The following is a 14,246-nucleotide window of genomic DNA, read 5'->3' on the forward strand; positions in this document are numbered from 1 at the left end:
GGGCTCAAACCGTGGCAGATGCCACTAGAGGATCAGATCATGATGCCTGCGATAACAGCAGAGAGCAGGCTGACCAGAGTTGAACCGTAGACCAGCTTCAGACCGAAGCGGGAAACCATGTTGCCCTTCTCTTCGTTCAGCGCTTTTACCGCACCGGCGATGATGCCGATGGAGCTGAAGTTGGCGAAAGAGACCATGAAGATGGAGAGGATGCCGACGGTACGCGGGGAGAGCTCGGCAGCAATCTTGCCCAGATCCATCATGGCCACGAACTCGTTGGTCACCAGCTTGGTCGCCATGATGGAGCCCGCTTGCAGCGCTTCACCACTCGGGATACCCAGAATCCAGGCGATTGGATAGAAGAGGTAGCCCATGACGTACTGGAAGTTGACACCAAACGTCAGCTCGAACAGGTAGTTGACCAGGGCGATCAGGGCAATAAAGCCCACCAGCATGGCCGCCACGATAACGGCAACGGAAAAACCGGCCATGATGTACTCGCCCAGCATCTCGAAGAAGTTCTCTCTCTTCGGCGTATGGTGCTCGTCGCCCTCGGCCAGCGCCTTGGCATCGGTCACGGTATTGTCCGGGTCGTACGGGTTGATCAGCGACAGCACGACAAAGGTGCTGAACATGTTGAGCACCAGCGCAGCCACCACGTAACGCGGCTCGATCAGCTGCATGTAGGCACCGACGATGGACATGGAGACGGTGGACATCGCCGTCGCCGCCAGGGTGTACATCTGCTTCTCGTTCAGGTGCGGCAGGATGTTCTTGAGCGCGATGAAGTTCTCGGATTGACCGACGATCATGGAGCTGATGGCGTTGAAGGACTCCAGCTTGCCCATGCCGTTGATCTTGGCCAACACGGTACCGATACCGCGGATCACCAGCGGCAACAGGCGGATGTACTGCAGAATACCGATCAACACGGAGATGAAGACGATGGGCATCAACACCATCAGGAAGAAGGTAAATGAACCTTCATTCATCATGCCGCCAAATACAAAGTCGGTTCCCTGCTTGGCAAACTCCATCAGCTTGGTGAAGCCGGCCGCGAAGCCACCCACCACAGCCAGACCCACTTCCGAGTTCAACATGAACCAGGCCAGCGCCAGCTCGACCACCAGCAGTTGGCCGATATAACGCAGCTTGATCTGTCTCCAGTTGTGGCGGTTAGCCAGCAGAGAAAGAGCGAGGACCATCACCAGTCCGAGCACAAAGTGAACGTATTCCATACCTGTAGCACCTGAGTGAATTGTAATTTTCGACCGGCGCCATCATAGACATTTGCACATTTAAAAATCAGAGAGTCATCACAATCCCGTGTAATAATATGCATGCAGGATAATACAAACGTTTTTAAATTAATTACGCAACAACCTGATATTAATCGCACAACTTTGACGACGACAAATTCATTAAAAAACATGATATTACATAATTAAAATGGCATTTTCATGGCCCTCCAAAATATCTTTATATCATTTTCGCAACATTGTGCTTAATGCCACACTCGCCAATAGAATATTTTTCAACCATTATATTTAAACAACAGAAATGGCAAACGTTTATCCGCAATAAATAATTACACGCATGTTTGAATAATTACCCCGATATCCTTTCACATATTGCTCACAACCAATCTGGCAACAAATACCCCCATAATGTGCCCCCCATGGCCAGCCGTTCAAAAATCCGCCACATCCGGTGCCACATTCTGGTATGATGCGCGGCCTTAGCGCTCGCGCATCCCCGTTTTCTCCGAAATAGAGTCCTTTTGTGAACAACAGCGAATTTAGCAGCCTCAATCTCTCCCCCGCCCTGCAAGAGAACCTCACCAGCCTGGGTTACCTGCAGATGACCCCGATCCAGGCCCAGAGCCTGCCCCTGGTGCTCGATGGCAAAGACCTGATCGCCAAGGCAAAAACCGGCAGCGGCAAGACCGCCGCCTTCGGCCTCGGCCTGCTGGCCAAGCTCAACGTCAACCGCCTCGAAGTGCAGGCGCTGGTGCTCTGCCCGACCCGCGAACTGGCGGATCAGGTGGCCACCGAGATCCGTCGTCTGGCGCGCGCCCTGCCCAACGTCAAGCTGGTGACCCTGTGCGGCGGCACCCCGACCGCACCGCAGTCCGCCACCCTGAGCTTTGGTGCCCACATCGCTGTTGGCACCCCGGGTCGCATTCTCAAACATCTGGAGCAAGGTACGCTGGAGCTCTCCGGCCTCAAGACGCTGGTGCTGGATGAAGCGGATCGCATGCTGGACATGGGCTTTGGCGAAGATATCAACCGGGTCATCAGCTATGCCCCCCAACAGCGTCAGACCCTGCTCTTCTCCGCGACCTATCCGGAAGGGATCGCCCAGATGAGCCGCGGCGTGCAGCGCAATCCGGTCGAGGTGAGCGTGGAGTCCCTGCACGAGGGGAGCGCCATCGAACAGAAGCTCTATGAAGTGCCTGCCGGTCAGCGCCTCGACGCCCTCACCTGGCTGCTGAGTCACTACCAGCCCAGCTCCTGCGTGGTGTTCTGCAACACCAAGCGCGCCTGTAACGACGTGGCCGACCATCTGGCCGCCAAGGGCTTCTCAGCGCTGGCGCTGAACGGCGATCTGGAACAGCGCGAGCGGGATCAGGTGCTGGTGCGCTTTGCCAACGGCAGCGCCACCATTCTGGTGGCCACCGACGTGGCGGCCCGCGGCCTCGACATCAAGGAGCTGGGCGCCGTCATCAACTACGAGCTGACCTATGATCCGGAAGTGCACGTACACCGCATCGGCCGTACCGGTCGTGCTGGCCAGCAGGGTCTGGCCCTGAGCCTCTATCAGCCGAACGAGGCCCAGCGCGTCAACTTTATCGAAGAGTACCAGCAGGCTCCGATGCCGCTGGGTGATCTCGACAGCATCGGCCGCGACATCAAGCCGATCGCCCCGCAGATGGTGACCCTCTCCATCGATGCAGGCCGCAAGACCAAGGTGCGGGCCGGTGACATTCTGGGCGCCCTGACCGGTGAAGGCGGCATTGCCGGCGCCGACGTGGGCAAGATCCAGATCTCCGAACAGTACTCCTACGTCGCGGTGAAGCGCAGCGTGGCGAGCGCCGCCCTCAAGCGGTTGCAGGAAGGCAAGATCAAGGGTCGCAGCTACCGCGCCCGCAAACTGGGCTAAGGTTCTTTGCAAGCCGTTAGCCAGACCACAGGCGCCTGACAGGCGCCTGTTTCATATCTCCGATGCCGCCATGCGGCAAGACAGGCACCATGACCCAAGCAATCCAAACCGATGTGAGCTGCCAGAACTGCGAAGCCTGCTGCTGCCGCCTCGAAGTGATGCTCTTTACCGATACCGGCGTGCCGGACCGTTATGTACTGGAACGGGATGGCGAGATACCGGTCATGCGCCGGCTGGACGATGGCTGGTGCGCCGCCCTCGACCGCAACACCATGATGTGCCGTATCTACGAGGTGCGGCCGCTGATCTGCCGTGAATTCGAAATGGGTGAGCCCGACTGCGTTGACGAACGGGACAAGTGGTTTATCAAGCTGGATTGACCAGGATCCTCGAATGCACTCACCACGATGATGTGCCCCATCCATGTACGAGTACGAGGTGCGGCCGTTGATCTGCCGCGAATTCGAAATGGGTGAACCCGACTGCGTTGACGAACGGGACAAGTGGTTTATCAAGCTGGATTGAGCCAAGGCCAGTCAGGATACGGGTGGTCAAGCGCTCGCAGGTTCACAGGGAGCGGTGTTGAGCTGCTCTCCCAGCCACTGGATGGCCGCTGCCTCTTGCTCGAAGTAACGTACCGCCCGAAAGGGTAATCCCTTGAAGATGTTATCCGCCAGATAGCGCTTGAAGCCCCCTACGAAGACCACCGCCAGAAACTGACACCCACTCTCGGCACACCAGCCAAACTGGCGACGAAAACGGGCCAGCACCTCGGGCCCGGCCGCTTCAAACTCGGTCGCGACCTCGACAATCCCCCAGGGGCCATCCATCAATCCGGCCAGTTCGTGACGAAAGCGCGCCTCATAGGCCATGGCACCTGCCAGATTGAAGGGGCCACTCGGGCGGCAGATCAGCATCTGGCCCCTGCGCTCCATGTCGAATTGCCCATGTGGCTGCATGACTGCTCCCATTCCGTTACCACCACCATCGCCTGCAAATTGTTACCACAAGGTAATAATTTATAAGGAAAAGTCCAGCAGCAAACAGGCTTTTCCCAAAGCGTGCTCATCCTATCCAGCAAACCGTCGGCACCTCATGTTACCGGCAGCCCGCACTGAATCGATCTCAAGATGTGCGATTGCAGTTAACGAAACGTTACTGCTATTATCCGCGCCGCCACAAACATTCCACCTGCCGAAAGGTTTGGCACCTCAACAAGGATGTGCAATGAAAAACAGGGACTCGAGTCATCACCAACGGATCTGGCGCTGGCACTTCTACGCCGGTCTCTTTGTCGCCCCTTTCCTGATCCTGCTGTCACTGACCGGGATCGTCTATCTGTTCAAACCCCAGCTCGACAACCTGATGTACCCAGAGCTGATGGAGGTCGCCCCCGCCAGCCAGACCCTGAGTGCCGACCAGCTGCTGGCCAAGGCGATGATGACCATGCCCGATGCCAGCCTGCGTAAATACCTGCCGCCTGCCGCTCCCGACCTGAGCGCTCAGTTCATCGTCAATCAGGGGGAGCGCGAACTGACCCTGTTTATGGATCCCGCCAGCGGCGCCCTGCTCGGCACCATGGATAACAAGTGGAATCTGCAAGCGGTGGCTCGCTCCCTGCACGCCGACCTGCTGCTCGGCACCACGGGGGATCGGCTGATCGAACTGGCGGCAGGCTGGGGGCTAGTACTGCTGCTGAGCGGCCTCTACCTCTGGTGGCCACGCAAGGGGCCCGGGGTGGGTGGCATTCTTTGGCCCAGAGTCAGCCAGCGCGGACGCCTCTGGTGGCGGGATCTGCACGCAGTGGTCGGCTTCTGGGGCGCTGGTTTCCTGCTGCTGTTGCTGTTGAGCGGCATGACCTGGACCGGTTTCTGGGGCGATCAGTTTGCCGCGGTCTGGAACCGCTTCCCCGCCGCCATGTGGAACGAGGTGCCCAAATCGGCACCGCTGGCTCGCAGCCTCAATCAGGCCCACGAGCAGACCGTCCCCTGGGCGGTGGAGAACACCCCTATGCCCAGCTCGCAGCCTGTTGATGAGGGGCACGATCACGGCGCCATGAACCACGGCGAGCACGAGGGAATGGTGATGGCCAGCCAGCGGATCCCGCTGCAACAGGTGGTGGATATCGCCACTGCCCGGAAGGTGAGTCCGGGGTACAGCATCACCCCGCCGGTCGGCACCACCGGCGTCTACACCATCGCCCTGTTTGCCGACGATCCACGCAACGACGCCACCCTGCATATCGATCAATACAGCGGCAAGGTGCTGGCCGATGTGCGCTGGCAGGATTACGGCACGGTTGCCAAGACGGTGGAGAGCGGCGTCATGCTGCACATGGGCAAGCTCTACGGCTGGCCCCATCAGCTGGCCATGCTGACCATCTGCCTGATGGTGCTGGCCAGCGCCGTGAGTGGTCTGTGGATCTGGTGGTGCCGCCGTCCGCAGGGCCGTCTCGCCGCGCCGCCACTGCCTGCCAAACTCCCGCCGATGCGCGGTGCCATCGCCCTGCTGATCCTGCTGGGGATCGCCTTCCCGCTGGTGGGCACATCCATGATCGCCATCTGGCTGCTGGATACCCTGATTTTCTCCCGTCACCCGCTCAGGGCGGCGCGCGCCAGCTAAACCCGCCAAAACCAAAAAGGGCTCCCATCTCGGGAGCCCTTTTCATTATTCGCCTTGGCGAGCTGCGACCAGCTGTCAGGAGAGCGCCAACCCGATGGAGAGCAGCAGACTGAACAGAAAGGCGCTGATGGCGGTCTTCTTGAGGGAACCGGTCAGCACCTCGCCATCGTAGCTTTCGCGAAGAGTCTTGGCCGCATCGCTGAGGGGCTTCATGGCGGGCAGGAAGATCCACGGCCAGAAGCTGGCGGGCTGGATCAGGATAAAGGCGATGGTTGCCAGCAGCGCCGCCCCCAGCAGTACCCAGTGATAGGCAATGGCGCGGTTGCGGCCAAGGCGCACCGCCAGGGTGATCTTGCCGCTGGCGGCGTCGGTCTCGATGTCGCGCACATTGTTGATATTGAGCACGGCGGTGGCCAGCAGGCCACAGGCGGTGGCGGGCAGCAGCAGATCCCACTCCAGCGTCTTGGTGAAGAGGTAGTAGGAGCCGAGCACCCCCAGCAGACCGAAGAAGAGGAACACCGAGATATCGCCAAACCCGCGATAGCCGTAAGGGGTCTTGCCGACGGTGTAGGTCACCGCCGCGACAATGGCCGCCCCCCCCAGCACCACAAATGCCAAAATCTGCAGCCACTGGCCGCCGAAGGCACAGCCCAGCAGCAGCAGGCCACTGGCCACCGCCGCCAGCGCAGTCAGCCCCATCGCCACGCACATCTGCTTTTTGGTGATAAGACCGGAGACCACCGCCCGCTGCGGGCCGATCCGCTCGCCGTTGTCGGCGCCGGAGACCGCATCGCCGTAATCGTTGGCCAGATTGGAGAGGATCTGCAGCAAGATGGCGGTCAACAGGGAGAGCGCCATGATGGTGCCATCGAAGGCACCACGACTGGCAGCCAGCCCCGAGCCCAGCAGGATGGAAGAGCAGGCGAGCGGCAATGTTCGCAAACGCGCCGCCAGCAACCAAACAGAGAAGGTATTTGTCATTTTGTGATGGCCAAACAATCGGATATTGATCGTGTTAAGGGTTATCGAACCGGATTTGGGTATACTTGGCCCCGGAGAGTGAAGCTCCCGCGGGCGATTTACATGGACGAATGGGCAGATAATATATAGGAAATCATCGCCCTTTGGCATAAACCTACGGCATCCAGCTACCGGATCGCTCGTTACTACCCGGCTCAGAAAAGAATCCATGTTGGCTCAGACCCATATCAAGCAACAACTGGACGCCCTGCGTCACAGCAACGTCAGCGGCTTCGTACGGTTGCGAGTGGCGATCGAAATCCGCTCCTTTCTGGGCTGGCTCGCGGCGCAAACCCTCTATCCCCGCATCTACTGGCAGGCCCGTGGAGAGGCTCGTCCCGAGTATGTCGCGCTGGGCGCCATCCATGAATTGACCAAGCCGCACGCCATCAAGCAGGTGTGCACTAACACAGCCAACCAGCATCATGACGACAGCCCCCGCTACTATGGCGGACTGGCGTTTGATCCGGCCCAATCCGGCTGGCAAGGGTTTGGCTCCTGCCGTTTCGTGCTGCCCCGCATCGAGCTGGTGCGCCGTGGCGAGTGCGTCAGCCTCTGCCTCAACCTCTGGCTGGATGACGACAATCTCGAGGCCGAACTGCAGGCGGCAGAAGCCGCCCTCGATGCCCTGCGCCCGGAAGCCCCGCTGCCCGCCCTGCAAAAGCAGCCCTGGCAGCGACAGGATTGCCCCGGCCCCGCCCAGTGGCAGACGCTGGTGGAGCGCGTCACCGCCCCCGATTTTCAGGCCCACACCCCCAAGGTGGTGCTGTCGCGGGAGAGCTTGCTGACCAGTCCGAACCATGATGCGGATATCAATCCCTGGGCCATGCTCGACCAGTGGGCCCGCCACGCCCAGGACTGCTTCCACTTCGGTTTTCAATTCTCCCCCGAGCAGGCCTTTATCGCCTGCTCCCCCGAGCGGCTCTACCGCCGGGAAGATCGCCACCTCTTTACCGAGGCGCTGGCGGGCACCATCCGCCGCTCCGGCGATGAAGAGGTGGATGCCCAACTGGCTGCCGAGCTGCTGGCCGACAGCAAGAACCGGCTGGAGAACCGGCTGGTACATGCCGACATCCTCAGCCGTCTGGCGCCACTGACCCACGATGCCACCCTGACCGAGCCGCGCATTCTGAAACTGCGGCTGCTGCAACACCTCAAGTGCGATATCGAAGCCGAGCTCAAGCCCGGGGTCTGCGACTGGCAGTTGCTCGACGCCCTCCACCCGACGCCGGCGGTGGGCGGCGCCCCGCGCGAGGCAGCGCTCGCCTTTATCCGCGAGTTCGAGCCCTACGATCGGGGCTGGTACGCCGGTGCCTGCGGCATGCTGAGCCGGGAGACCTCGGAGTTCTCGGTCGCTATTCGCAGCGCCCGAATTCAGCCGGGCAGCGTCACCCTGTTTGCCGGTGCCGGCATTGTCGCCGGTTCCGAGCCTGCCGCAGAGTGGGCCGAACTCGACAACAAGATCGCCAATGTGCTCTCCCTGCTGGGATAGTCATTCACCCTTTTCACGCTACGAGAGCCCCTATGCCCACCCGTAAAGAGCCTGCCAGCGAAGAGTTTGCTTGCCCCCCGTTTTCGAGCCAGCACGCCACCTTCAACCACGTCTGGTCCTCCCTCTTGCTGGAGGAGCTCTTTCGCCTCGGGGTGCGCGACATCGCGCTGGCCCCCGGCTCCCGCTCTGCGCCGCTGACCATGGCCGCCGCGGCCCATCAGGGCTTTCGTCGTCACTTGCACTTTGACGAGCGCGGCCTCGGCTTTATGGCGCTGGGGCTAGCCAAGGGGAGCAACCGGCCGGTGGCGGTGATCATGACCTCGGGCACCGCGGTAGCCAACCTCTGGCCCGCCGTGGCAGAGGCCCAGCTCACCGGCGTGCCGCTGATTATTCTCTCCGCCGATCGTCCTCACGAACTTATCGACAACGGCGCCAATCAGGCGATCGACCAGCAAGGGATCTTCGGCCGCTACCCCGTCTATCAGCAGAACCTGCCGAGCCCCACCCCGACCATTCCGGCGGCGTTTGTGCTGAGTTCGGTGGACCAAGCCTTGGCCAAACAGGCGCTCACCCCCGGGGTGGTGCACTTCAACTGCATGTACCCCGAGCCCCTCTACCCGGGCGAGCACTATCAGGATTTCTCCGACTATCTGGCCCCCCTCGGTGACTGGCTCGGCTCGCGCAAGCCATGGAGCCCGTGGCAGCAAAACGAGCCGAGCTGCCCACCTCAGGCAGAGTGGGAAAGCTTTCGGCAACAGCGCGGCATCGTTGTAGCTGGCCGCATTACTGACCCGAAGCAGGCACAGGCCGCCGCCGCGCTGGCGGAGCAACTCGGCTGGCCGCTGCTGGCGGATCTGCAGAGCCAGATCCGCTTCGACAGCCGCAACCTCATCCACATGGATATGGCGCTCAACGACCCTGAATTCGTCGCCGAGCTGGGCCGGGCCGAGGTGCTGCTGCAATTTGGCGCGCGGCTTGTCTCCAAGCGGCTCGGCCAGTTCATCAAACACCATTCATGGCAGGATTACTGGCTGGTGGATCCGCAACCGGCGCGGCTCGATCCCGACTACCGGCTGCGCAACCGGCTGCTCTGCAGCGCCAGCGCTTTCGCTGCGGCCCATCCGGCCACCATACAAGACCCTTGGCACACATTGGCCAAGCTGCAACACAATGCCAGTCAGCAGATCGCCGCTGCCTGCGAGCACTTCTCCGAGCTCGGGGTCTGCCATCGCCTCAACCGCCTGATCGAAGGCCAACTGTTTGTCGGCAACAGCATGCCTGCTCGACTGATGGATATGCTCGGCGAAACGGGCAAGGGGCCGAGCCGGGTGATGACCAACCGCGGTGCCTCCGGCATCGACGGCCTCATCGCCACTGCTTACGGATTTGCGCAAAGCAGCAACCAACCCACCACCCTGCTGCTTGGGGATCTCAGCGCCCTGCACGATCTCAACAGCCTCGCGCTGCTCAGCAAGGCAAGCCGACCGCTGGTGGTGATCTTGCTCAACAACGATGGCGGCAGCATCTTTCGTATGTTGCCGGTGCCCACCGAAGGGGAGCTGCTGGAGAGCTACTACCGGCTGCCCCACGGTCTCAGCTTTGAACATGCCGCCGCCATGTTTGGCCTCGCCTATCGGGCGCCGACCACACTGGCCGAGTTCGAACAGGATTACAGCGCCGCCCTCCAACATGGCGTTACCTTGATCGAGATCCGGGTACCGAGCGAGCAGGTGGCCGATGATCTCAAGGCGCTGGGGGCCGCCATCCGTGGCAAATAAAAATGCCCATGTGCCGCTGGTGCTGCTGCACGGCCTGCTGGGGGATGGCGGCGACTGGCAACCGGTGATCGACCGGCTGCCCGCCATCCACTGCATCGCCCTCGATCTGCCGGGTCACGGCCAGCATAGCGATCTCAACGTCAACGACTTTGAGCAGAGCCACCAGTGGCTGGTCACCGAGCTGGCCAGCCGCAACATTGAACGCTATCTGCTGGCGGGTTATTCGCTGGGGGGGCGACTGGCCCTCTATCACGCCAGCCGCAAGCCCGCCGGGCTGCGGGGGCTGCTGCTGGAGAACTGCCACCCGGGGCTACCAGACAATGAGCGGCCCGCCCGCATCCAGCACGATGAACAGTGGGCGCGGCGCTTCGAGCGCGAGCGCCTGGCTGACGTGCTGGCAGACTGGTACCGGCAAGGGGTGTTTGCCGATCTCGACGACGCGGCCCGGGCCCGCCAGATCGCCCACCGCCTTGGCAACGACGGCCTAGGCATCGCCACCATGCTGCGCGCCACTTCGCTCGGCAAGCAGCCGGATCTCGCCCCCTGGCTCATGGCGAGCCAGCTGCCGGTTACTTATGTGAGTGGCAAACGGGATCACAAATTCCATCAGCTGGCTTGCCAGCTGGCGAACCAAAATCGCAGAATCAACCACTTGGTGCTGGATGGCGGCCATAATCTGCACGCCCATCAGCCTGATAACTTTGCCCGACTCCTCGCGGAGTGGGTCAACCAACAAGAAGAGACGAGTCATGATTGAAGCAATGACGGAAGCTGAACTGTATGCACCTGTTGAATGGCAAGATTGCTCCGCCGGTTACGAGGACATCCTCTATCACAAGTCCAACGATGGCATTGCCAAGATCACCATCAACCGTCCCCAGGTGCGCAACGCCTTCCGCCCCCGCACCGTCAAAGAGATGCTGCAGGCGCTGGCCGATGCCCGTTATGATGATCAGATCGGCACCATCATCCTGACCGGTTTTGGCGAGAAAGCCTTCTGCGCCGGCGGCGACCAGAAGATCCGTGGCGACTACGGTGGATACCGGGATGACGAGGGGACTCACCACCTCAACGTGCTCGACTTCCAGCGCGACATCCGTACCTGCCCGAAACCTGTGGTGGCCATGGTGGCCGGTTACGCGGTCGGTGGTGGCCACGTGTTGCACATGATGTGTGACCTGACCATCGCTGCCGACAACGCCCAGTTTGGCCAGACCGGCCCGAAAGTGGGCTCCTTCGATGGTGGTTGGGGTGCTTCCTACATGGCTCGCATCGTCGGCCAGAAGAAGGCCCGCGAAATCTGGTTCCTCTGCCGCATGTACGATGCCCAGCAAGCCCTCGACATGGGTCTGGTCAACACCGTCGTGCCGCTGGCGGATCTGGAGCGTGAAACCGTGCGCTGGTGCCGCGAAATGCTGCAAAACAGCCCGATGGCGCTGCGTTGCCTGAAAGCGGCCCTCAACGCTGACTGTGATGGTCAGGCGGGCTTGCAGGAGCTGGCGGGCAATGCCACCATGCTGTTCTACATGACCGAAGAGGGTCAGGAAGGCCGCAACGCCTTCAACGAAAAGCGTCGCCCCGACTTCTCCAAATACAAGCGGAACCCCTGATGACACTCGCCCTGTATCGCTATCAACTGCCTTTTACCCAGCCCCTGACCTTTCACGGCAAGGTGGAGGTGGCGCGAGAGGGGCTGTTGGTACGCATCAACGACGGCTGGGGGGAAATCGCCCCCCTGCCCGGCTTCTCGAAAGAGAGTCTGCAACAGGCAGAGGCAGAAGCCCTTGCCACGCTGGCGGCCCTGGCCGCCGGCGATACCCCGAACCCCGTGCTGCCGTCGGTGCAATTTGGCCTCGACTGCGCGCGCCGGACATGGCCCGAGCAGCGCAACCCGCTGCCGGAGCCCTATCCCCTCATTCAAGGCTCCCCCCAGGAGCTGCTGCGCAACTGGAAAGAGTGGCTGCACCGCACGCCCGGCAAGGCCAAGCTGAAGGTGGCGCGCTACCCGATGCGTGACGAGTTGGCGCTGATCCGACTGCTGTGCGACCGCCTCCCCTCCCTCAAGCTGGTGCTGGATGCAAACCAGGGCTGGACTCGCGAGGAGGCATGGACCTTCTGCGGCCATCTCGACCCGAATCGCATCGAGTATCTGGAAGACCCCTGCGCCGACTTTGCCGACATCGCCTTTGTCGCCAACCGCACCGGCATGCCGGTGGCGCTGGACGAGCTGCTGGCACAAGGCAAGCCGTGGGAGCCGATCCCGCAACTGCGCGCGCTGGTGCTCAAGCCTACCCTGCTCGGTTCACTCGCCAACTGCGAAGCGCTGATCGCCCGCGCCCGCGAACTGCGGCTCAAGGTGATCATCTCCTCCTGTTTCGAATCGGATCTGGGCCTGAACCAGCTCTTTCATCTGGCAGGCGAGTGGGCACCGGAACAGGCGCCGGGGCTGGATACCCGCCGCTGGATGGCAGGCAACCTGCTGGGGGAAGATGGCAAACCGGAACTGAGCCGACTGGAGCAACTGTATTACCGTGATTGACCCCTCCCGTTCACCCGAACAGACACCTTGCCCGGTACGCCACCGGGCAATCACAGCCCCGAACCGCATTGCCATCCACGCCGCCTCGCCCTTCAGTTACCGCCAGCTCGATGCCCGCCTCAACAGCCTGTGCCAACAGCTGGAACAGGCCGACGTGCGCCGTGGCGATCATCTGGCTGCAGTGGTGCGCGGTGCGCTGGAAGATGTGCTGCTGGCATGGACCTGCGTGCGCAGCGGCGTGGTGTTCTGCCCGCTCAACCCCGCCTTCCCCCTCGAAAAGCAGCGCGAGCTGGCGGTGCAACTCGATGCCGATGTCTTCTGGTCGGCAGGGGAGATCCCGGCAGGCAACTGGCAGCCCTTGCAGCTCGACTTCACGCGCGAACTGCCAGCAAGAGAGGAAGCGTGGCCGCTGGCATCGACCCAACTCAACAATATGATCCTCACCTCGGGCTCCAGCGGCACGCCGAAAGCGGTGGTGCACCGGCTCTGCAACCACCTGGCCTCGGCGCGCGGCTCTGCCAGCCTCATTCCCCTCGATGAGGCCTGCGGCTGGCTGCTCTCCCTGCCGCTGTTCCATGTGGGCGGCTACGCCATCCTGTTTCGAGTCTTTCTGGCGGGTGCCACGTTGGTGCTGGACGATCGCAGTCAGCCGCTCAAGGCGCGGCTTGAACAGCAACCCATTACCCATCTCTCGCTGGTGCCGACCCAGCTCTGGCGCCTGCTGGCAGAGGGTTTTGATCCCGCCCGTACCAGCCTGCGCGAGTTGCTGCTCGGCGGTGCCGCCATCCCGCAGCCGCTGGTGAGCCGCCTCTGCGCTATGGGGCTCGAACCCAAGGTGAGTTATGGTCTCTCCGAGATGGGCAGTCAGGTCTGCACCGCTATCCCCGGCGATGCAGGCGTAGTTGGCAAACCGCTACCGGGGCGGGAGGTGTGTATCAGGGAGCAGGAGATCTGCGTGCGCGGCGCCACCCTGTTTGCCGGTTACTACCGGGCTGGCGAGCTGGATCTGCCCCTCGATGGCGCAGGCTGGTTTCATACTCGCGACAAGGGGAGGTTCACTGCGGCAGGGGAGCTGCTGGTAGAGGGACGGCTCGATAACCTCTTCATCTCGGGTGGCGAAAACATCCAGCCCGAAACCATCGAGCAACGACTGGTAGATCATCCCGCTGTCGCCCAGGCGCTGGTGGTGCCGGTGCCGAGCGACGAGTGGGGCCAACGCCCCGCCGCCTTTATCGACTGGCACGGCGAGCCGGTTCCCGACTCCGAGCTGGCAGCCTGGATCCGCAGCACCCTGCCCGGCTTTATGGTGCCCGACCACTGGCTCCCCTGGCCCGATCTTGGCGGCAATCTCAAACCCTCCCGCCAACTGCTGGGCAAGGTAGCCCGACAACAAACTACTCGGGCACGACAAGCTGAATGAGATCGGACTCACAATTTACCGATCTTCTTTGAAAACAAAAAAGAAACATGTGAGTCCTTACTGCGGCGCCAACCCACGATAATTCGATCAGACTCAAAAAGTCACCATCTTATTGATTTATCTGATTTTTAATTGGCAATTGATATCCCTTTGGAACTGTTTAAATTGCCTTGCGATTACTCGCAAGACAATACACAAAAAAGAACAAAGGGA

At 61.4% G+C, this 14,246-nt stretch carries 12 protein-coding genes; 9 read left to right on the forward strand and 3 right to left on the reverse strand.

From position 1 onward, the window contains the following. Window positions 1-32 precede the first annotated feature (32 nt). The gene (locus G5168_RS08815; RefSeq protein ID WP_421252087.1) at window positions 33-1,238 is read right to left on the reverse strand and encodes a NupC/NupG family nucleoside CNT transporter; all 1,206 of its coding nucleotides are present in this window, start codon (window positions 1,236-1,238) and stop codon (window positions 33-35) included. Window positions 1,239-1,782: 544 nt separating this feature from the next. Between G5168_RS08815 and dbpA the strand changes: the two genes are divergently transcribed. Together dbpA and G5168_RS08825 are read left to right on the forward strand one after the other, a co-directional pair. Beyond that, complete coding sequence (dbpA, locus tag G5168_RS08820) at window positions 1,783-3,162, forward strand: ATP-dependent RNA helicase DbpA (protein WP_042053613.1); 1,380 nt, start codon at window positions 1,783-1,785, stop codon at window positions 3,160-3,162. Window positions 3,163-3,251: 89 nt separating this feature from the next. Continuing rightward, window positions 3,252-3,542, forward strand: coding sequence for a YkgJ family cysteine cluster protein (locus tag G5168_RS08825; protein WP_005341481.1), 291 nt, complete (start codon window positions 3,252-3,254; stop codon window positions 3,540-3,542). 171 nt (window positions 3,543-3,713) lie between these two features. Here G5168_RS08825 and G5168_RS08830 read toward each other — a convergent pair whose 3' ends face one another. After that, window positions 3,714-4,121 (reverse strand): hypothetical protein, encoded by a 408-nt coding sequence (locus G5168_RS08830; protein ID WP_005335923.1) that lies wholly within the window; start codon window positions 4,119-4,121, stop codon window positions 3,714-3,716. A 268-nt stretch (window positions 4,122-4,389) separates the two neighbouring features. Between G5168_RS08830 and G5168_RS08835 the strand changes: the two genes are divergently transcribed. After that, window positions 4,390-5,784 (forward strand): PepSY-associated TM helix domain-containing protein, encoded by a 1,395-nt coding sequence (locus tag G5168_RS08835; RefSeq protein WP_227341886.1) that lies wholly within the window; start codon window positions 4,390-4,392, stop codon window positions 5,782-5,784. A 75-nt stretch (window positions 5,785-5,859) separates the two neighbouring features. Here the strand turns inward: G5168_RS08835 and G5168_RS08840 are convergent, their stop codons facing one another. Next, window positions 5,860-6,765, reverse strand: coding sequence for a 1,4-dihydroxy-2-naphthoate polyprenyltransferase (locus G5168_RS08840; protein ID WP_005363134.1), 906 nt, complete (start codon window positions 6,763-6,765; stop codon window positions 5,860-5,862). 208 nt (window positions 6,766-6,973) lie between these two features. Between G5168_RS08840 and G5168_RS08845 the strand changes: the two genes are divergently transcribed. From G5168_RS08845 to menE, 6 genes are read left to right on the forward strand one after another with little or no spacing between them, the layout of a single operon-like run. After that, window positions 6,974-8,296, forward strand: coding sequence for an isochorismate synthase (locus G5168_RS08845; RefSeq protein WP_227341885.1), 1,323 nt, complete (start codon window positions 6,974-6,976; stop codon window positions 8,294-8,296). Between the two features lie 32 nt (window positions 8,297-8,328). Beyond that, complete coding sequence (menD, locus tag G5168_RS08850) at window positions 8,329-10,074, forward strand: 2-succinyl-5-enolpyruvyl-6-hydroxy-3-cyclohexene-1-carboxylic-acid synthase (RefSeq protein ID WP_227341884.1); 1,746 nt, start codon at window positions 8,329-8,331, stop codon at window positions 10,072-10,074. Beyond that, window positions 10,034-10,831: a 2-succinyl-6-hydroxy-2,4-cyclohexadiene-1-carboxylate synthase gene (gene menH / locus G5168_RS08855; protein WP_227341883.1), complete on the forward strand. Its 798-nt coding sequence runs from the start codon at window positions 10,034-10,036 to the stop codon at window positions 10,829-10,831. The genes menD and menH overlap by 41 nt, the downstream gene beginning before the upstream one ends. Continuing rightward, entirely contained in the window at window positions 10,824-11,684 is an 861-nt protein-coding gene (menB, locus tag G5168_RS08860; protein ID WP_042081860.1) for a 1,4-dihydroxy-2-naphthoyl-CoA synthase, read from the forward strand. Before menH ends, menB begins: the two co-directional genes overlap by 8 nt. Then, the gene (gene menC, locus G5168_RS08865; protein ID WP_158111287.1) at window positions 11,684-12,613 is read left to right on the forward strand and encodes an o-succinylbenzoate synthase; all 930 of its coding nucleotides are present in this window, start codon (window positions 11,684-11,686) and stop codon (window positions 12,611-12,613) included. Before menB ends, menC begins: the two co-directional genes overlap by 1 nt. Then, window positions 12,606-14,033, forward strand: a complete 1,428-nt coding sequence (gene menE / locus G5168_RS08870; protein ID WP_421231188.1) for an o-succinylbenzoate--CoA ligase — start codon at window positions 12,606-12,608, stop codon at window positions 14,031-14,033. Before menC ends, menE begins: the two co-directional genes overlap by 8 nt. The last annotated feature ends 213 nt before the right edge of the window (window positions 14,034-14,246 follow it).

Origin of the sequence: Aeromonas sp. 600724, assembly GCF_049175135.1 — a bacterium.
Classification (GTDB): domain Bacteria; phylum Pseudomonadota; class Gammaproteobacteria; order Enterobacterales; family Aeromonadaceae; genus Aeromonas; species Aeromonas veronii_A.